Here is an 18939-nt window from a genome sequence, read left to right as displayed (position 1 = left end):
AATATTACGCCCTGTACCACATTGCAGTACACTGCATCATAATAACGAGATTGCCAGTAATGAACGCTAAGCCCGCCACGCCGCCGGCTCCTCATCCTTTTACACTCCGACTAGCCCTGGGCCTGATCGGCGTGCTTATTGCTGCGCTGACCTCCGGGCTGAACGACCGCGTCAGTGATATCGCGCTGGCTGATATCCGTGCCGCAATCGGCATCGGTTTCGATCAGGGTAGCTGGATTATCTCCGGCTATCAGGCGGCAGAAGTTGCGGCGATGATGATTGCCCCCTGGTTTGCCGTCACCCTGTCGCTGCGGCGTTTTACACTCGGCGTGTCGGCGGGATTTATGCTGACCGGCATTCTGCTGCCGCTGGTGCCGGATCCCACGCTGTTTATCAGCCTGCGCGTGCTGCAGGGGTTGTTTGGCGGCGCACTGCCGCCGATGCTGATGACTGTTGCTCTGCGCTTTTTGCCACCGCCTTTTAAGCTGTTCGGCCTGGCGGGCTATGCCCTGACCGCGACGTTTGGCCCCAATATGGCAGCCTCGCTGGCCTCAATATGGACCGACCATGTCAGTTGGATGATGGTGTTCTGGCAGGTGGTGCCTGGCATGCTGATTGCGATGGTACTGATTAGCTGGGGGATACCGCAGGACCCGCTGCGTCCGGAACGTTTTCAGCAGATCGATCTGTTCGGCATGGTGACCGGTTGCAGTGCTGTCGCGCTGCTGGTGCTGGTGCTGACCCAGGGGGAGCGTCTTGACTGGCTGAACTCGCCACTGATCGCCGGTATGCTGCTCGCCGCGCTGCCGCTGCTGCTGGTTTTCCTGATCAATGAGTGGTTTCACCCGCTGCCGCTGTTTAAATTACAGATGCTCAGACGGCCCAACCTGGCGCACGGCCTGCTGGGGCTGGCCTGCGTGCTCATCCTGGGGCTTTCAGGTTCCGCGCTGCCTTCGGCCTACTTTGCTCAGGTGAGCGGCTTTCGCACCCTTGAGTTTGCCCCGCTGGCACTGACCGTAGGCCTGCCACAATTGCTCATCGCGCCACTGATTGCGGCACTGCTCAATATCCGCTGGATTGATTGCCGCTGGATGCTGACGGCGGGCGTCGGCCTGCTGGTGACTGCCTGTCTGCTGGGCTCGCAGATCACCAGTGACTGGGCGCGACAGAATTTCTGGCTGCTGCAAATCCTGCAGGCGTTCGGACAACCGATGATCATTTTGCCGATATTGATGAGTGCCACCAGCGTTGTGGCCCCACCTGAAGGCCCTTTTGCCTCCGCGATGTTTAACACGGTGCGCGGGTTTTCCAGTATTGCCGCCTCCACGCTGGTTGAGGTTTTCCTTTCTCATCGTGAGCAATTTCATTCCAGTGTCCTGATTAATCAGGCCGCCAGCCGCAGCTGGCTGATGACCGCGCCGACAGCCGATCAAGCCAGCCGCAGTTTGCCGCTATTGCCGGATGGCAGCATCAGCGCCAGCGATAATCTCAGCGGATTCGCCACCCTGGTCCGGCATCAGGCCACGATCCTGAGCCTGAGCGACAGCTGGCTGATGCTGACCGGCTTTGCCGCCTGCCTGTTATTGCTTACCGCCATCCTGCCAAAACGGGTCTGGCCGCCTCAAACTTTGATTCAACACCCTCCCCGGAATAACTGAATATGCGTACTTTTGAAATGAGAAGAACCCTGCTGCTGAGTCTGCTGCTGCTGGTGTTACTGGCCATTGCCTTTGTTGTCTGGACGATGATGACCAGCAACGATCACCGCACCAATGATGCTTACGTCAATGCGGATTACACCCTGGTAGCACCGAAAGTCTCGGGCTACATAAGCCATGTTGAGGTGCAGGATAATCAGCAGGTCAAAGCGGGCCAGTTGCTGGCAACGCTGGATGACCGTGACTATCGGGTGGCGCTGGAGAGTGCTGAAGCTGACCTGCAGGTGAGTCAGGCGAAACTGCTGAGCAGCCAGGCTCAACTGGAACAGCAGCAGTCGATGATTGATCAGCAGAAAGCCAGCGTCGCGGCAAGTCAGGCTTCTGCGCAGTATGCGGGTCAAAGCGCCGATCGCTATAACCGCCTCTATAAAAGCGGCACCGTCGCCGCTGACGATCAGCAAAAGGCCAGCTCAAATCAGCGCTCGGCGCTGGCAGCTGTCCATCAGAGTCAGGCTGCACTGGCATCGGCAATAAAACAGGTGGGCGTATTACAGGCGGCGGTGCGTTCAGCAGAAGCGGATGTTGCCGCAGCCAAAGCCAGCGTCGATCAGGCCAGGCTGAATCTCTCCTACACGCGCATTACGGCTCCTGTTGACGGCATGGTGGGTCAGCGTGCGGTGCGGACAGGCGCATACGTTTCAGCCGGAACCCGTCTGCTGGCCGTGGTCCCCCTGCAGCAAACCTACATTACGGCTAACTACCTTGAGACGCAGTTAAGCGATGTGCGCCCAGGACAGCGGGTCCGAATCCGGGTTGATGCCCTGCCAGGCGAGACCTTTACCGGTCATGTGGACAGCATCGCACCGGCCACTGGTGCAACTTTTTCAGCGATCGCTCCCGATAACGCCACAGGCAACTACACTAAAGTCGTTCAACGTCTGCCGGTGAAAATTGTGCTGGATGGCGACCAACCGCATCTGGCTCAGTTACGTGTCGGCATGTCGGCGATCCCTGAAATCGAGGCGCCCTAATATTGTGAGCAATATCTCAGAACGGGCCTATTTCATTTGGGTGGGATTACGCGTAAATTAGCGCCTGATCCTGTTCTGAGAGTTATTCAGATCGACCCGGAAGAGAGCAGACCATTACTGAAATGGCGATCTCTTTTCCACATCTGTTCGCGTTGCACTGGTTTGGGATCGCCATCATCGTAACCGCTCAGAGGAGTTGCTTTGTGAAATATGCCTTGATGGGAATATCTTTTTTCGCGTTACTTTGGTTCGGAACCTTTGTTCTGCTGCTGAAGTAATGGCGTGACAGTGCCGCCAAGGGGCGACCATCGTGTCGCCCCTGCTGGCTGTCAGCTCTCTTCTTCTGTTTTCATGCTGCCCGGCAATACGCCATCGGCACGAAACATCGCCTTAATTCCCCGCACTGCCTGACGAATACGATCGCTGTTTTCAATCAGCGCAAATCGCACGTGCGTGTCGCCATAGTCACCAAAACCGATACCAGGGGAAACACAGACTTTCGCCTCCTGCAGCATATGTTTAGCAAATTCCAGCGAACCCAGATGTGCATAGTGGTCGGGAATTTTTGCCCAGACGTACATCGAGGCTTTGGGGTTATCCACCATCCAGCCCGCTTCATGCAAGCCTTTGACCAGCACATCACGGCGGCGTTTATACTGCTCAGCAATGTCACGCACGCACTGCTGATCCCCTTCCAGCGCGGCAATGGCTGCCACCTGTAGCGGCGTAAAGGTGCCGTAGTCATGGTAACTCTTGATACGCGCCAGCGCGGCGACCAGCTCTTTATTACCCACCATGAAACCGATACGCCAGCCTGCCATGTTGTAGCTTTTTGACAGGGTAAAGAATTCAACGGCGACATCACGCGCGCCCGGCACCTCCATAATCGACGGCGCTTTCCAGCCATCGTAGACGATGTCAGCATAAGCCAGATCGTGGATGACCAGCACGTTGTACTGCTTCGCCAGCGCAATCACCCGCTCGAAAAAGTCGAGTTCCACACACTGTGCGGTCGGGTTGGATGGGAATCCAAGGATCATCATTTTTGGCTTGGGGTAGCTTTCCCGAATAGCACGTTCCAGCTCAGTGAAGAAGTCGACACCCGCCACCAGCGGCACCGAACGCACCTGCGCTCCGGCAATCACTGCACCGTAGATATGAATCGGATAGCTGGGATTGGGCACCAGTACGGTATCACCATGATCCAGCGTCGCCAGCATCAGATGCGCCAGCCCCTCTTTGGAGCCAATGGTGACAATTGCCTCAGATTCGGGATCGATCTCCACCTGATAGCGCTCAGCGTACCAGCGCGAAATCGCTCTGCGCAGACGCGGTATGCCGCGCGAGGTGGAATAACCGTGGGTATCGTCACGCTGCGCCACCTGGCATAACTTTTCGACAATGTGAGGCGGAGTCGGACCATCCGGGTTGCCCATTGAAAAGTCGATGATATCTTCGCCGCGCCGACGCGCAGCCATCTTCAGTTCAGCAGTGATGTTGAAAACGTAAGGGGGTAAACGTTCAATACGCGAGAAACGACGGGGTGTGCTGTTATCAGCCATGATGTCCTCTGGATTACGTAAGCGCCCGGACCGTCCGAGCGACGTGGGTCACTGCGGTGACCCGTTACGAACATAACGTGGCGAGGATCATTTTGTCGAGGGTGGCGGAAAATTTTTTTATTTTTGCGGATTCAGCCGTCCCAGCAGCCAATCGTTCACCCAGTGGCCATCCAGCAGATAATTATCCCGCAGCGTGCCCTCCAGCTGAAAACCGTTTTTCTCCAGAATACGGCGTGACGCCCAGTTCCCTTCAATCACCATCGCCTTGAGTTTGTGAAAATCGGCTTCAAGCAGAAACTGACACAGCGCCGCCAGCGCTTCGCTGCCATAGCCCTGACCACAGTGGCGATGCAGCAGCATATAGCCCACCTCCGCCTGACGATACGGCTCCCATTCCGGGCTGCAGCCAAACAGGCCAATGGGCTCACCGCTGTCCTGGCGTCTTGCCACCAGGCAGAGCATATGAAAACTGCCCGGCTGCCAGGGTGCCAGACGCTGTGTGAAACGCTGTCGAATATCCGCTTCATCCGGGATTTCGCTTACCCATTTCATGGTGTCGGGATCTTCATGGACGGCACGAAACAGTTGCCAGTCTTCGGGTTGTAATTTACTCAGGGTTAGTCTGTCGGTGACAAGTTGCATCTGTGGCTCCCGATGGGCGCGGTTTTCCAGCGGTTACTGGCGCGCGTCATCGCGCAACATAGCAAAACGGCTTCACAGCGACCAGCGTGAAAAACTATTCCCCTTTATTCCACTCAACTTTTCCTCTTTTTACTGGATTGCCGTAAAAATTGATCTGAAACATTAACTTGTGGCGGGATTGATCGGGGTGCTAGCGGTTCGCGATCACATTTTTTATCATAGAGGCACTTTCCATCGCTCACGAGTCGCCTGTGTCCTCCCACTTCACGATGTTACTGGCAGTCTTTGACCGCGCCGCCCTGATGTTGATCTGCCTGTTCTTCCTGACGCGCACCCGGCCTTTTCGTCAGCTGCTGCAAAAAGATGAGCACACCCGCGCGGAAAAAGTGGCGGTCACTGCCATCTTTTCCCTGTTTGCGCTGTTCAGTACCTGGTCGGGCGTCAATGTCGACGGTTCGCTGCTGAATGTGCGGGTCATTGCCGTGATGGCGGGTGGGATTCTGTTTGGTCCCTGGGTTGGCATCGCCACCGGTGTGATTGCGGGTCTTCACCGTTTTCTGATCGATATTCATGGCGTCACTTCCGTCCCCTGCCTGATTACCAGCATCATTGCCGGTGTCGTCGCAGGCGGGATTAATCGCCGGGTGCTGAAAGAGCATCGCTGGCGCGCCGGTATCGTCGGCGGCATGCTGTGTGAAGCCCTGACGATGTTGCTGATCGTCCTGTGGGCGCGCCCTGCCTCACTCGGGCTGGCGATTGTGTCGGAGATTGCCCTGCCGATGATCCTCGGCGCGTCCAGCATCGGCATCATTGTGTTGCTGGTGCAAAGTGTTGAGGGAGAGAAAGAGGCTATTGCTGCCCGCCAGGCCAAGCTGGCACTGGAGATCGCCAACAAAACGTTGCCGCTGTTTCGTCAGGTGAACAGCGACTCGCTGCGCAATATCTGTGACATTATCCGAAGAGAGATCAAAGCCGATGCGGTGGCGATGACGGATAAAAAGCAGATTCTGGCCTACGTCGGCTATGGCGAACATAATTATAAGCATGGCGATGATGGCATCAGCCCGACGACGGCGCAGTCTATCAACAGCGGTAAAATTATTATTAAGAACAATGATGAAGCGCACCGCACTAAAGATATACATTCGATGATCGTCATCCCGCTGTGGGAAAAAGGCAAAGTCACCGGCACGCTGAAAATCTATTATCGCCGCGCACACCGTATTACCGGCTCGCTGAAGGAGATGGCGATTGGCCTGTCACAAATTATCTCAACCCAGCTTGAAGTGTCGCGCGCCGAGCAGCTGCGTGAGATGGCCAATAAAGCGGAACTGCGAGCGCTGCAAAGTAAAATAAATCCCCATTTCCTGTTCAATGCGCTGAATGCTATCTCCTCTTCTATCCGGCTCAATCCCGATACTGCCCGCCAGCTGGTCATTAACCTTTCACGCTATCTGCGCTACAACCTGGAACTGAACGACGATGAGCTGATCGACATCCGTAAAGAGCTGTGGCAGGTGAAAGATTATATCGCCATTGAGCAGGCGCGATTCGGCGATAAACTGACGATGATTTATGACGTCGATGAAGATCTGCATTTTCTGCTGCCAAGTCTGCTGATTCAGCCACTGGTAGAAAACGCCATTGTGCATGGGATTCAGCCCTGTAAAGGCAAAGGCGTGGTCACGCTGAGCGTCCGGGATCTGGGCGATCGGGTGCGGATCTCCGTGCGGGATACCGGTCAGGGCATCAGTGACGAAGTCGTGGAACGGGTGGCGCGCAACGAGATGCCCGGCAATAAAATCGGTCTGCTCAATGTGCACCATCGCGTCAAACTCCTGTCAGGTCAGGGACTGAACATCGTGCGGCATCAACCGGGGACCGAGATCGCTTTTACGCTGAGTAAAAATGGCCAGCGCCTGGCGGAGAATCTGTTATGAAAGCCATTATTGTGGAAGATGAATTTCTGGCCCAGCAGGAGCTGAGCTGGATGATTCAGCATCACAGCAAAATCGAAATTGAAGCCTGTTTTGATGATGGTCTTGATGTACTGAAGTATCTGCAACAGCATCGGGTCGATGTGATTTTCCTCGACATTAATATCCCCTCGCTGGATGGTATGTTGCTGGCACAGAATATCCATCAGTTTGCCCACAAGCCGCTGATCGTCTTTATTACCGCGTGGAAAGAGCATGCGGTAGAAGCATTCGAGCTTGAGGCATTTGACTACATTCTCAAGCCCTATCAGGAGTCGCGGATTGTCACCATGCTGAACAAGCTGGAAGCCACCGCACAGGCGCAGCAGGCTGTGAGTCATCTTAGTGCCACACCTGCGCCGCAGACCGTCAACCTGATTAAAGATGAACGCATTATCGTCACTGACGTGAATGATATTTACTACGTTGAGGCGCATGAAAAGCTGACGTTTGTCTATACCCGGCGCGAGTCCTACGTCATGTCGATGAATATCACCGAGTTCTGTTCACGCCTGCCAGAGCAGCAGTTCTTCCGCTGTCACCGCTCTTACTGCGTCAGCCTGAGCAAGATCCGCGAAATCGAGCCGTGGTTTAACAACACCTATCTGCTTAAGCTGCGCGATCTGGAATTTCAGGTGCCGGTCAGCCGCAGTAAGGTTAAGCAGTTCAGACAGCTGATGCGTCTGTAATGCAGGAGAGTGAGGGAACGATTCAGGTAGAGAAGTGGCTTTCAGGACAACAGCAGGAAAAGGCAGGAGAAGTCAGGCGGTGATTTCCCGGGCCTGAACGGCTGAAGCCTCCAGGTCGGGAAAGCGATCGCGCGCACAAAGGCTGTGCGCGCGGAGTAAAGCAGAATCAGATTTCGCGGCCCAGCGTCTGACGCAGATGCGCGCCCGCCCCCAGCAGGCCAGGCTGATCGTGCGTAATCATGTAAACCGGAATGCTGGCAACATAGTCGCGGAAGCGTCCTTTATCTTCAAAAGCCGCACGGAAACCCGACGCCTTAAAGAATTCCAGGAAGCGAGGCACAATGCCTCCCGCAATATAAACGCCGCCAAAAGTGCCCAGGTTCAGCGCCAGATTGCCGCCAAAACGGCCCATAATGACGCAGAACATGGAGAGCGCGCGACGGCAGTCGGTACAGCTGTCATCCAGCGCACGTTCACTGACATCTTTCGGCTTCAGATTTTCCGGCACGCGGTTGTCAACTTTCACAATGGCACGGTAGAGATTAACCAGACCGGCACCCGACAGCACACGTTCAGCTGAGACATGGCCCAGTTCTTCACGCAGCACTTCCAGGATCTGATCTTCTTCTTCGCTGTTGGCCGCAAAATCGACATGACCACCCTCACCTGGCAGGCTCACCCAGCGCTTGTCCACATGCACCAGATGGCTGACGCCTAAGCCGGTACCGGCACCATAAATGGCGATAGGTTTATCTTTGACCGGCTCTGAGCCGCCAAACTGAATCACGTTTTCGGCGGTCAGCATCGGAATAGCCATGGATACCGCAGTAAAATCGTTAATGATTTCCAGGTGTTCAAAACCGATGTTCTCTTTGAGCTTGCGCGTAGAAAACGCCCAGTCATGGTTGGTCATTTCAACCCAGTCATCGGTAATCGGGCAGGCGATAGCAATACAGCCATCTTTAACGTCCTGCTGTTGTTCATCAAGATAGTGGCGGATGACGGCTTCGAGGCTGTCGTATTCTGATGTTGAGAATGTTTTGGCCTGGGTGATGCTGCCGCTTTCCACCTCACACAGGGCGAGGCGCGCGTTAGTACCGCCGACATCGCCGACCAAGGCATAGGTTGTCATTCTTCTGTTGCTCCGCTTGGGGTCTTAAGAGTTGGAGGACACTATAAAATTCTGCCCATAAAACAACAACGCTCACCGGTGCGATTGGTGAGCGTCTTACTCAGTTGTGCTACAGCCTAACCGCGTTAGTCCAGCCTGCACAGCGGCAACTATCTGAATCTTAGCCGCCGTTGCGTTGATTCAGGCAGGCAGTGACTTTTCTTAGCAGTGGCGGCAAATCTTCTTTCTGCATCACCACCTCAACCAGCGACAGCCATTGAGGCGCGACCAGTCGCGTCATCACCTCGTCTAACTGCACGGTTTCACTGATGCGCCAGCTCTGCGCCTGGCCATGAAGGCTAAGGGCGTGTGGCAGAGCCGTCCAGTTCCACGGGGCGATATCATTGTAACGTTGTGTTGCGCCATGAATCGCCCGTTCGACGGTATAGCCGTCATTATTCAGTAAAAAGATTATCAGTCGCTGCCCATCGCGCAACATCGACCCCAGCTCCTGAATAGTCAGTTGCGCCGAACCGTCTCCGATGATCAGGATAACCCGTCGATCAGGGTTGGCGGTCTGCGCGCCAAACGCTGCCGGAAGAGTATAGCCGATTGATCCCCATAATGGCTGAACCACCAGCTGTGCCCGCGAGGGTAATCGCAACGCGGCGGCACCAAAGGCGGCCGTGCCCTGCTCGGCCAGAATCAGGTCGCCGGGTTGCAGAAATCCCTGCATGGCCTGCCAGAAGGCGTGCTGACTGATCACCGCCGTGGGTTCTGCTGGCTGCGCGGCGGGGATTGCGGCGGCAGGCTGCCACTGCTGACCATAATGTTCAAACAGCGGTTGCAGTTCACTGAGCGCATCCGCCATCGACAACGGCGCAAAACGTTCATTACCCACGCTGGCACTGAAGGGCTGCAGATCGATCAGTCGCTCGGTGGCAAACTGCTGTGTAAAACCTGCCGTAATGGTGTCGGTAAAACGGACACCGACGCAAATTGCTGCATCCACCTGTTCAATCTGTTCACACACCTGCCCTGCACTGGCCGCGCCGGCATAGGTACCGACATAACCTGGCTGCTGCTCATCCAGTACGCCTTTGCCCATCAGCAGACTGGCGCAGGGAATCGCGCTCTGTTCGCGCAGCGCGGCCAGCGCAGATTGCCGCTGCCAGCGCAGCGCCAGAAAATCTGCCAGCAGTGAAACACGCTGTGCCGGTGCCAGTAAACGTTCTGCCGCGGCCCTGAAAGCGCGACGCGCGTCAGCCGATGCGGGCTGATGGGTGTTCAGCGGCTGTGCAGGTGGCTGTACAGCCATGGCTGCCACGTCCACTGCCAGCGACAGATAGCCGGGACGACGGGCCTGCAGCGCACTGATAATCACCCGATCAATCTCAGCCGTGGCATTGTCGGCAGTCAGCAGTGCGGTTGCCACACTGACCTCGGCAGCCATGCGAATAAAATGCTGGAAATCACCATCGCCCAGCGAGTGATGCACGCAGTCACCCTGCAACTGCGCCTGCGTGGCTGGCGCACCCACAATATGAATCACCGGCAGATACTCAGCATAACTGCCCGCAGTGCCATTAATCGCGCTGAGCTCGCCAACACCAAACGTCGTTAACAGTGCCCCCGCGCCGTTGCAGCGCGCATAACCGTCCGCCGCATAGGCTGCGTTGAGTTCATTAGCGCAGCCCACCCAGCTGATTTCAGGATGGGCGATAACGCGGTCCAGGAATTGCAGGTTGTAGTCGCCCGGCACACCAAACAGATGCTTGATACCAATCTCCTGCAGACGGGTCAGCAGGTAATCTCCGACAGTGAATGTGGACATTGCGCGTTCCTTTCAGGGAAGAGTCGGGTTAAGTATCTGACAGAGGATAAAATTAGCGAGGAGAGTAGCTATTTTAACCAGCCGCAATGCCTGGCAAGACGACGTTACGCTGGCGGAATATTCTGTAAAATCGCGAACTGCTGCGCGCTGTCACTAAGTGTAACCGTATACACTGATAGACTTTTGGCACATATTCCCGTTTTTGCTCAGGAGCGCTAAATGTCCTCTTTCCCCCATCCCGATCGCTATCAACAGATGGAATATCGCCGCAGCGGCCGCAGCGGCATCAGACTGCCTGCAATTTCGCTGGGACTTTGGCACAACTTTGGTGACAGCACGCGGGTCGATAACAGCCGTGAGTTGCTACGTCATGCATTTGACCTCGGCATCACCCACTTCGACTTAGCGAATAACTACGGCCCGCCTCCGGGCTCGGCGGAAGAGAATTTTGGTCGTATTCTGCGGGAAGATTTTCGTGCCCATCGTGATGAGCTGATAATCTCCACCAAAGCGGGCTATACCATGTGGCAGGGGCCTTATGGAGACTGGGGGTCGCGTAAATATCTGATTGCCAGTCTGGATCAAAGCCTTAAACGCATGGGGCTGGAATATGTCGATATTTTCTATCACCACCGTCCCGATCCGGAAACCCCGCTGGAAGAGACGATGCGCGCGCTCGATCATGTGGTACGCCAGGGCAAAGCGCTTTACGTAGCTCTTTCTAACTATACGGCTGAACGGGCTGCCCAGGCGATTGCTATCCTGCGCGATCTCGGCACCCCCTGCCTGATTCACCAGCCGCGTTATTCGATGTTTGAACGTACCCCTGAGCAGGGATTGATTCAGACGCTGGGCGATGCGGGCGTTGGCTGTATCGCTTTCTCTCCCCTGGCAGGCGGTGTGCTCACCGATCGCTATCTGCAGGGCATTCCGGAAGATTCGCGTGCGGCCAGCGGCAGCAAATTCCTGAGCGAAAGCCAGCTGACCGAAGAGAAGATGGAAAAAGTCCGCAGGCTGAATGTCATCGCACAGCAACGTGAGCAGAAACTGGCGCAGATGGCGCTGGCGTGGGTATTGCGCGATGATCGCGTCACGTCAGTGCTGATTGGGGCCAGTAAAACGGCGCAGATTGATGACGCGGTGGCCATGCTCGTCCGTCGTCAGTTCAGCGACACCGAATTAGCGGCCATTGACGCGGCTCTGATGTAAGCATTCACCGCCCGGCGCAGGTCGGGCGTTTTTTTTCACCAGAATAATCTCAATCCCCCTTCTCTCCCCAATTTCCTCACAATTTTCCGACACAATGATGCGGTAACAACAGTAATACGCAGGCATAATCACTGCGCCGCAACAGCATCAGCCTGTTGATGAGGAGAATATAATGAAAAGAGCTCTAATTTTTGCTGCCCTGCTGGCGCTGTTTTCGCCGCTGGCCTGTCACACAGCCGAGGCGTCCAGTGCCTCTATTTCTCTGGCCCCTGGCGTCACCCTGAATCTGGGCGATCGCGATAATCGTGGTAATTACTGGGATGGCGGTCGCTGGCGTGAACCCCGCTGGTGGAATGACCGCTATACCTACAATGAACGCCGCTGGTGGCGACACGAAGAGTGGCGTCGTCAGCAGCAGTGGGAGCGTGAACGCCGCTGGCAGGAGCGCGACCGCGAGCGCCGCTGGGATCATCAGTATCGCCGCGATCGCGACTGGGATCATCATGACCGCCGTGGTCCAGGTCCTGGCCCGCATGGTTTTGGGCCCCACGGACCCGGTGGACCCGGTCCGCATGGCCACGATCGTCACTAACAAAAAACGCCCGGCATAGCCGGGCGTTTTTTGTTTCCAGAAACCCTTACAGTCCCAGCGCTTCACCCACCAGCAGGTAAAGATTCAGCGCAATCACCAGCAGCACGATCAGTCGCCCGGTGTTCTGCATCAGACGCGAGTTCACCATATCATCGCCCATCAGCTCGCGGTTGCCGGTAAAGGAGAGCAGCGGAATCAGCGCCAGCGCGATACCGAAACTCAGCAGCACCTGACTCATCACCAGCACCTTTGTTGGGTCCCAGCCTGCCCAGATGACAATAAACGAGGGCAACATGGTGACAGTTCGACGCACCCAAAGTGGAATGTGGAAACGGATAAAGCCCTGCATTACCACCTGCCCCGCCAGCGTACCGACCACTGTTGAGGAGAGTCCCGCGGCCACCAGGCTCAGACCAAATACCGTTGCGGCAGCCTGACCTAACAGCGGTTGCAGCGTCAGATAGGCCTGATCGAGCTCTGCAATTTTGCTGTGACCACTAAAATGAAACGCCGCTGCCGCAGTTGCCATCATCGCCAGGTTTACAAATCCGGCAATGGTCATGGCAATCGCCACATCCAGTTTAGTTGAGGAGTAACGCTGACTTTTACTGTCCTCACTTTTGCCCTGCGTCAGCGCAGAGTGCAGATAAATTACGTGCGGCATGATGGTCGCCCCAAGCACGCCGGCGGCCAGGAATACGGCATCCGACGTCGGTAACGCGGGCAGCGCCATGCCGACCACCAGCTCTTTAATATTGGGCTGGGAGAAGAAAAGTTCGACAATATAGGCCGCCGCCACAAATAACAGCAGTCCACCAATCACCAGCTCCAGCGGCTTCTGTCCGCGACTCTGTAACATCAGTATCAGGAAGGTGGCGATGCCCGTCAGCACCGCGCCCTGCATCAATGAAATGCCGAGCAGCAGTTTGAACCCCAGTGCGGCACCGATAAACTCCGCCAGATCGGTGGCCATCGCGATAATTTCCGCCTGCACCCAGTAAAACCAGACGGCAGGCCGGGGAAAGCGATCGCGGATGTGTTCGGCAAGATTTTTGCCGGTGGCGATACCCAGCTTGGCAGACATGAGCTGAATCAGCATGGCCATGATATTGGCCCACACCACCACCCACAGCAATTTGTAGCCGTAAGCAGCGCCTGCCTGAATGTTGGTCGCAAAGTTGCCCGGATCGATATAGCCAATAGCGGCGATAAAGGCGGGCCCCAGCAGTGCGAGTTTGACTTTTCTGACTCCGCGAGCAGCGCGCTCGGCGGTACGACTCTCAAGCATATCCGGTACCCTGTCTGAACATTTGCCTGCCCCGGCAGCTTAGGGGTTAGCATGTGCAAGTGAAATTCGTTTATTGTTATCGGTGTAATAGATGCTGCTATAAAGTATAGCCATTGCTATACATTACAGTAAAGGAAGTGAGTGCTAAAAATGTGAGCAACGGTGTCACTTTACGCTCTGTGTAAAATTCAGACAATAATTATGTGGTTATCTGGGTTGAACGATTTTTAAACAGGGCGTGATCTCTGGAACTTTTCTGGAAAATATAGCGATAGCGAATACTTATAATGTGGTTCAGATCTCGTTTTTAAGTAACGCGTTACATAGAATACGCAACAAAATACAACCCTCCTCAAATTTGGAGCAACTATGTCCCATATTTTGCAATTTCTTTTAGCACTGGTGGTGGTCGGGATACTCTCCTTGCTGGTCAGTCACGATCGTAAAAGCATTCGCATTCGCTACATTATACAGCTACTGGTGATTGAAATTGTGCTCGCCTGGTTCTTCCTGAACTCAGAAGCGGGACTGGGTTTCGTCAAAGGCTTCGCCGGCTTCTTTGATCATCTGCTGAAGTATGCGGCCCAGGGCACAAACTTTGTCTTCGGTAACATGAATGATAAAGGCCTGGCGTTCTTCTTCCTCAACGTATTGTGTCCAATCGTCTTTATCTCTGCGCTGATCGGTATTCTGCAGCATTTCCGTATCCTGCCGTGGGTTATTCGCGGTATCGGTACTGTGCTGTCGAAAGTCAATGGCATGGGAAAACTGGAATCTTTCAACGCCGTGAGTTCTCTGATACTGGGACAGTCAGAAAACTTCATTGCCTATAAAGATATCCTGGGCAAGATGTCACAGCGCCGCATGTACACCATGGCCGCGACGGCGATGTCGACCGTTTCGATGTCTATTGTCGGTGCCTATATGACCATGCTGCAGCCAAAGTATGTGGTCGCCGCACTCGTGCTCAACATGTTCAGCACCTTTATCGTGCTGTCATTGATCAACCCTTACCGCGTTGAGAACGAAGACGATCTGCAGTTGCAGGATCTGCATAAAGGTCAAAGCTTCTTCGAGATGCTGGGCGAATATATCCTGGCCGGTTTTAAGGTCGCGATTATCGTTGCCGCGATGCTGATTGGTTTTATCGCGCTGATTTCAGGTCTGAATGCGCTGTTTGATCTGATCTTCGGCATCAGCTTCCAGGGCGTGCTTGGCTATGTCTTCTATCCGTTTGCCTGGGTGATGGGTGTGCCGTCGGGTGAGGCGTTGCAGGTCGGCAGTATTATGGCGACCAAGCTGGTATCGAATGAATTTGTTGCCATGATGGATCTGCAGAAAATTGCAGGCCAGTTGTCACCCACTTCAGAAGGTATTCTTTCCGTGTTCCTGGTGTCGTTCGCCAACTTCTCTTCCATCGGCATCGTGGCCGGTGCGATTAAAGGCCTGAACGAAGAACAGGGCAACGTGGTTTCCCGCTTTGGCCTGAAGCTGCTGTACGGCTCTACGCTGGTCAGCGTGCTCTCCGCCGCTATCGCCGGTCTGGTTCTGGCGTTCTGAGTGCAGTGCTGAACATCAAAGGGCGAGCCTGTCTCGCCCTTTTCGTTTTTCGCCATCCCTGCTTTTCTTCCCGCTGAATACCTCTTCAGGCGACGTCTGCCCTTATACAATACACTCAGATTCTGCATGTAAAGCGCGCACGAGGCGCAGCACAGCGTTATCCGGGCAGAACACGGCGGCGCTTGCCGGGTATGTACGTGTTAAGCGTGCGCAGCAGCTGATTTGCAAAGCAATAGCGTTATATTCGCAGAAAGGCGAATGAAAGATAAATCAGAAAGGATTTTGACAACAATGACATCGACGTTGTCAGAAAATGGTGGAGATAAGCGGGATCGAACCGCTGACCTCTTGCATGCCATGCAAGCGCTCTCCCAGCTGAGCTATACCCCCACATCTGGAATCGTTTTTCAGTGCCAAACTTTTGGGAAAAAGTTTGGTGGAGCTAAGCGGGATCGAACCGCTGACCTCCTGCATGCCATGCAGGCGCTCTCCCAGCTGAGCTATAGCCCCGAACCGAAAAACTGTCGCGTTAAGCGACGGACGGCATAATATGAAACCGCCTCCAGGGTGTCAACGGCAAAATGACATTCTCTGTTTGATCGCTGAAAAAGGCGGCAACCTGCGAAGTTTCAGCAGCATGCTGCAGATAAAAATCATGTCTGGTCACGCAGTACCGTTTTTTAACTGTTATACCCGCTGCCATCAGGTTAATTCACGGTTAAATATGTTATAGGAATTTTCTTGTCTTCGTCTTTTTCGCATGCAAAACTTAGCCCGCTAATTTAGTGGCCACCGGGACCCTCTCCCGCGGGCCACGCGTCCACCAGGCGTTATCGTCCCCATTAATCATAAAAAAACTATTGAGATACTATGTCGCTGCATACACCTAAAGAAATCGCACAACTGGCGATCCAGTCTGGCGTGGCTAAAAGTCGTGCGCCTGTCAGCATCCTTCTGATTCTTGGCTTTATGGCGGGTGCATTTATTGCGACCGGCTTCCTGTTAGATCTTCACGTCATTAACTCCCTGCCCGCTGAATGGGGCTCTTTCGGTGGCCTGTTAGGTGCCGCAGTCTTCCCTGTAGGTATCATTATGACCGTGCTGGCGGGTGGCGAGCTGCTGACCGGCAATATGATGACGTTACCCGTGGCCTGGTTCGCCCGCCGCATCAGCTTTATGAGCGTAGCGCGTAACTGGTTCTGGGTGACCCTGGCGAACTTTATCGGCAGCGTGGCTGTTGCATGGTTCTTTGGCCATATGCTGGGCATGACCGAAGGTGACTACCTGAAAAAGACCGTGGCTATCGCCTCTGCCAAAGTTCATGCCGATTTCCTGCATTCCTTTATTTCAGGCATTGGCTGTAACTGGCTGGTGTGTCTGGCTGTGTGGCTGGCATTTGCGAGTAAAGATATGGTTGGCAAAATCTTCGGCATGTGGTTCCCGGTGATGGCGTTTGTTGCCATTGGCTTCCAGCACGTTGTCGCTAACATGTTTATTATTCCGGCCGCTATTTTTGCCGGTCAGATGAGCTGGGCAGAGTACTTCCCTAACTTTGTCGCCGTCTTCCTGGGCAATGCCGTAGGAGGAGCCGTCTTCGTTGGTCTGGCCTATTTCCTGGCATTCCGTCCTGCTGCCGAACCTGCCAGTAATCCTCAGTAATTCTGTTTTGCCTTTTGTCATCAGACAAAAGGCAATTTCAGCCTACGTTACTTTTCACCGTTACTTTTTGCTGTAATATGTACCGCTAATGTATTTAACAGGGACAGTGTCGTGAAAAAGGAATGGCTTACCCCCGAAGAGCTGGCTGCAGAAACGGGTTACAGTCGGCAAACGGTGAATAAGTGGATCAAGCGGGAGAACTGGACAACCACGCCAAAGCCCGGAGTTCAGGGCGGCAAGGCACGTCTTATTCATATTGATGAACGCGTAAAAAGTTTTATTCAATCCACCCGCAACCTTAATGAACCCACAGCCACCTATGGCGCAGTAACGAATTCATTACCTGCGTTATTGTTAAGTTCCATCCAGCAAATGAGCCAGGATGAACAGGATCAACTCACTGCATTAATCTTACGTGAAGGGATTAAAGGCGTGCTGGAGCGACTGGGAATTGGTGAAGAGTAAGAAAACCGGAAGCGTAGCGCCTCCGGCTGTGTTCATTACGCCTGCGCTTCGCGCTCACTGATAAAGGCCAGGGCCTGCTCAATACGGGCCACGCTGCGGCTGCGGCCAATCGCCTCCACGGTGACATCCAGACCCGGTGACTGACCGGCACCGGTCACGGCCACACGCAGCGGCATGCCGACTTTACCCATACCCACTTCCAGCTCATCTGCGGTGCTCTGAATCGCCTGATGCACGTTTTCAGCCGTCCATTCAGTGATGGCGGCCAGCTTGTCACGCACCACTTCCAGCGGCTGACGCGCGACCGGACGAAGATGTTTCTTCGCCGCATCGGCATCGAACTCTGCGAAGTCTTCGTAGAAGTAGCGGCAGGATGCAGCCATTTCCTTCAGCGTTTTGCAACGCTCGCCCAGCAGACCCACCAGCTTCGCCAGTTCCGGTCCGGTGCGGGTATCAATTTTCTGCTCTTCAATATGCCACTGCAGATGTGTCGCCACATATTCTGGCGGCAGCGTATTGATATAGTGGTGGTTCAGCCACTGCAGTTTCTCAGTGTTGAACGCACTGGCAGACTTACTGACGGCATCCAGCGTAAACAGCTCAGCCATTTCAGCCACGCTGAAAATTTCCTGATCGCCATGTGACCAGCCCAGACGAACCAGGTAGTTGAGCAGCGCTTCCGGCAGGTAGCCGTCATCACGATACTGCATCACCCCTACTGCGCCATGACGCTTGGAGAGTTTTTTGCCATCATCGCCCAGAATCATGGAAACGTGAGCGTAGACCGGAACCTGCGCGCCAATCGCTTTGAGGATGTTGATCTGACGTGGTGTGTTGTTGATGTGGTCTTCACCACGAATAACATGGGTGATACCCATATCCCAGTCATCAACAACAACGCAGAAGTTATAGGTTGGCGACCCATCGGTGCGGCGGATGATCAGATCATCCAGTTCCTGGTTACTGAACTCGATCGGTCCACGAATCTGATCGTCAAAGATGACCGAACCTTCCTGTGGATTGCGGAAACGCACCACGCATGGCTCATCATCAGCATGATGTTCATGGCTGTCACGGCAGCGGCCGTCATAACGCGGCTTTTCGTTGTTCGCCATCTGTTCTTCGCGCAGCGCTTCCAGGCGTTCTTTAGAGCAGTAGCATTTATAAGCGGTTCCGGCTTCCAGCATGTCATCAATGACCGCGTTATAGCGATCAAAACGTTTAGTCTGGTAGTAAGGGCCTTCATTCCAGTCGAGGCTCAGCCAGTTCATACCATCCATGATGGCTTCGATAGCTTCCGGCGTGGATCGCTCCAGATCGGTATCTTCAATGCGCAGCACGAACTCGCCCTGGTTGTGACGGGCAAAGAGCCAGGAGTAAAGTGCGGTACGTGCGCCACCGACATGCAGATAGCCGGTTGGGCTTGGCGCGAAGCGTGTTTTGATTTTCATTGAGTATTGCCTTAGATGCGCGGGTTCTTTGTCTGGATGACAAAAAACAGGTTAGACGCGAAAAACAGTGGGCATATTCTAGCATCTGACGGTGAATCCTCAATGCATGCCCGCCGGTTGCGTCCCGGGAAAAGGGACTTTTCTGCCAGTAAAACCAGCACATTGGCTAAAAGCGCAACAGGATGTTTAAAAATAAACCGAACGCACATTTA

General features: G+C 54.5%; 16 protein-coding genes and 2 tRNA genes. 10 read left to right on the top strand and 8 right to left on the bottom strand.

What is annotated here, in order from left to right; genetic code table 11:
• Positions 1–59: 59 nt before the first annotated feature.
• The 3 genes from NP77_RS07570 to ypdK all read left to right on the top strand — a co-directional run bounded on the left by NP77_RS07570 (position 60) and on the right by ypdK (position 2967).
• Positions 60–1658, top strand: coding sequence for an MFS transporter (locus NP77_RS07570; protein WP_039659609.1), 1599 nt, complete (start codon positions 60–62; stop codon positions 1656–1658).
• 2 nt (positions 1659–1660) lie between these two features.
• Positions 1661–2689 carry an HlyD family secretion protein gene (locus tag NP77_RS07565; protein WP_008926516.1) on the top strand — a complete coding sequence of 343 codons (1029 nt, stop codon included), beginning with the start codon at positions 1661–1663 and terminating at the stop codon, positions 2687–2689.
• Positions 2690–2892: 203 nt separating this feature from the next.
• Positions 2893–2967 carry a membrane protein YpdK gene (gene ypdK / locus NP77_RS23405; protein WP_099257831.1) on the top strand — a complete coding sequence of 25 codons (75 nt, stop codon included), beginning with the start codon at positions 2893–2895 and terminating at the stop codon, positions 2965–2967.
• Between the two features lie 51 nt (positions 2968–3018).
• Here ypdK and alaC read toward each other — a convergent pair whose 3' ends face one another.
• The gene (gene alaC, locus NP77_RS07560; RefSeq protein WP_003848915.1) at positions 3019–4251 is read right to left on the bottom strand and encodes an alanine transaminase; all 1233 of its coding nucleotides are present in this window, start codon (positions 4249–4251) and stop codon (positions 3019–3021) included.
• Positions 4252–4368: 117 nt separating this feature from the next.
• Positions 4369–4893 carry a GNAT family N-acetyltransferase gene (locus tag NP77_RS07555; protein ID WP_003848913.1) on the bottom strand — a complete coding sequence of 175 codons (525 nt, stop codon included), beginning with the start codon at positions 4891–4893 and terminating at the stop codon, positions 4369–4371.
• 269 nt (positions 4894–5162) lie between these two features.
• Here NP77_RS07555 and NP77_RS07550 point away from each other — a divergent pair, with 269 nt between their 5' ends.
• Both NP77_RS07550 and NP77_RS07545 read left to right on the top strand, forming a co-directional pair.
• Complete coding sequence (locus NP77_RS07550; RefSeq protein ID WP_039659607.1) at positions 5163–6833, top strand: sensor histidine kinase; 1671 nt, start codon at positions 5163–5165, stop codon at positions 6831–6833.
• On the top strand, positions 6830–7558 hold the full coding sequence (locus NP77_RS07545; RefSeq protein ID WP_003848909.1) for a LytTR family DNA-binding domain-containing protein: 729 nt from the start codon (positions 6830–6832) through the stop codon (positions 7556–7558). Before NP77_RS07550 ends, NP77_RS07545 begins: the two co-directional genes overlap by 4 nt.
• A 166-nt stretch (positions 7559–7724) precedes the next feature.
• Here the strand turns inward: NP77_RS07545 and glk are convergent, their stop codons facing one another.
• Complete coding sequence (gene glk, locus NP77_RS07540; RefSeq protein WP_003848907.1) at positions 7725–8690, bottom strand: glucokinase; 966 nt, start codon at positions 8688–8690, stop codon at positions 7725–7727.
• Between the two features lie 160 nt (positions 8691–8850).
• Complete coding sequence (ipdC, locus tag NP77_RS07535) at positions 8851–10503, bottom strand: indolepyruvate decarboxylase (protein WP_039659606.1); 1653 nt, start codon at positions 10501–10503, stop codon at positions 8851–8853.
• A 219-nt stretch (positions 10504–10722) separates the two neighbouring features.
• Here ipdC and mgrA point away from each other — a divergent pair, with 219 nt between their 5' ends.
• Positions 10723–11712, top strand: a complete 990-nt coding sequence (gene mgrA, locus NP77_RS07530) for an L-glyceraldehyde 3-phosphate reductase (protein WP_039659604.1) — start codon at positions 10723–10725, stop codon at positions 11710–11712.
• A gap of 172 nt (positions 11713–11884) precedes the next feature.
• Complete coding sequence (locus NP77_RS07525; protein WP_039659602.1) at positions 11885–12304, top strand: DUF2502 domain-containing protein; 420 nt, start codon at positions 11885–11887, stop codon at positions 12302–12304.
• Positions 12305–12350: 46 nt separating this feature from the next.
• Here the strand turns inward: NP77_RS07525 and NP77_RS07520 are convergent, their stop codons facing one another.
• Complete coding sequence (locus NP77_RS07520) at positions 12351–13592, bottom strand: Nramp family divalent metal transporter (RefSeq protein ID WP_039659600.1); 1242 nt, start codon at positions 13590–13592, stop codon at positions 12351–12353.
• A 369-nt stretch (positions 13593–13961) separates the two neighbouring features.
• Between NP77_RS07520 and NP77_RS07515 the strand changes: the two genes are divergently transcribed.
• Positions 13962–15152 carry a NupC/NupG family nucleoside CNT transporter gene (locus NP77_RS07515; RefSeq protein WP_003848895.1) on the top strand — a complete coding sequence of 397 codons (1191 nt, stop codon included), beginning with the start codon at positions 13962–13964 and terminating at the stop codon, positions 15150–15152.
• A 314-nt stretch (positions 15153–15466) separates the two neighbouring features.
• On the opposite strand, the gene NP77_RS07510 is transcribed toward NP77_RS07515, so the two are convergent.
• Both NP77_RS07510 and NP77_RS07505 read right to left on the bottom strand, forming a co-directional pair.
• Positions 15467–15542, bottom strand: a tRNA-Ala gene (locus tag NP77_RS07510).
• Between the two features lie 44 nt (positions 15543–15586).
• Positions 15587–15662 (bottom strand) — tRNA-Ala (locus NP77_RS07505).
• 360 nt (positions 15663–16022) lie between these two features.
• Here NP77_RS07505 and NP77_RS07500 point away from each other — a divergent pair.
• Entirely contained in the window at positions 16023–16811 is a 789-nt protein-coding gene (locus NP77_RS07500; RefSeq protein ID WP_003848892.1) for a formate/nitrite transporter family protein, read from the top strand.
• A 111-nt stretch (positions 16812–16922) separates the two neighbouring features.
• Positions 16923–17276, top strand: a complete 354-nt coding sequence (locus NP77_RS07495; RefSeq protein ID WP_003848889.1) for a YfeC-like transcriptional regulator — start codon at positions 16923–16925, stop codon at positions 17274–17276.
• 35 nt (positions 17277–17311) lie between these two features.
• On the opposite strand, the gene gltX is transcribed toward NP77_RS07495, so the two are convergent.
• Complete coding sequence (gene gltX, locus NP77_RS07490; RefSeq protein WP_039659597.1) at positions 17312–18727, bottom strand: glutamate--tRNA ligase; 1416 nt, start codon at positions 18725–18727, stop codon at positions 17312–17314.
• Between the last annotated feature and the right edge of the window lie 212 nt (positions 18728–18939).

Source organism: Pantoea sp. MBLJ3, assembly GCF_000816655.1.
GTDB lineage: Bacteria > Pseudomonadota > Gammaproteobacteria > Enterobacterales > Enterobacteriaceae > Pantoea > Pantoea eucalypti.
The sequence above is the reverse complement of the archived record's forward strand: the minus strand, read 5'-3'. Positions and strand labels throughout refer to the sequence as shown.

Bases quoted from the DNA above. Each gene is read 5' to 3' on its own strand.
- glk (WP_003848907.1), bottom strand. From the start codon at position 8,690: ATGACAACCTATGCCTTGGTCGGCGATGTCGGCGGTACTAACGCGCGC.
- NP77_RS07525 (WP_039659602.1), top strand. From the start codon at position 11,885: ATGAAAAGAGCTCTAATTTTTGCTGCCCTGCTGGCGCTGTTTTCGCCG.
- NP77_RS07570 (WP_039659609.1), top strand. From the start codon at position 60: ATGAACGCTAAGCCCGCCACGCCGCCGGCTCCTCATCCTTTTACACTC.
- NP77_RS07545 (WP_003848909.1), top strand. From the start codon at position 6,830: ATGAAAGCCATTATTGTGGAAGATGAATTTCTGGCCCAGCAGGAGCTG.
- NP77_RS07520 (WP_039659600.1), bottom strand. From the start codon at position 13,592: ATGCTTGAGAGTCGTACCGCCGAGCGCGCTGCTCGCGGAGTCAGAAAA.
- NP77_RS07550 (WP_039659607.1), top strand. From the start codon at position 5,163: ATGTTACTGGCAGTCTTTGACCGCGCCGCCCTGATGTTGATCTGCCTG.
- NP77_RS07515 (WP_003848895.1), top strand. From the start codon at position 13,962: ATGTCCCATATTTTGCAATTTCTTTTAGCACTGGTGGTGGTCGGGATA.
- ipdC (WP_039659606.1), bottom strand. From the start codon at position 10,503: ATGTCCACATTCACTGTCGGAGATTACCTGCTGACCCGTCTGCAGGAG.
- mgrA (WP_039659604.1), top strand. From the start codon at position 10,723: ATGTCCTCTTTCCCCCATCCCGATCGCTATCAACAGATGGAATATCGC.
- alaC (WP_003848915.1), bottom strand. From the start codon at position 4,251: ATGGCTGATAACAGCACACCCCGTCGTTTCTCGCGTATTGAACGTTTA.
- NP77_RS07500 (WP_003848892.1), top strand. From the start codon at position 16,023: ATGTCGCTGCATACACCTAAAGAAATCGCACAACTGGCGATCCAGTCT.
- gltX (WP_039659597.1), bottom strand. From the start codon at position 18,727: ATGAAAATCAAAACACGCTTCGCGCCAAGCCCAACCGGCTATCTGCAT.
- NP77_RS07565 (WP_008926516.1), top strand. From the start codon at position 1,661: ATGCGTACTTTTGAAATGAGAAGAACCCTGCTGCTGAGTCTGCTGCTG.
- NP77_RS07555 (WP_003848913.1), bottom strand. From the start codon at position 4,893: ATGCAACTTGTCACCGACAGACTAACCCTGAGTAAATTACAACCCGAA.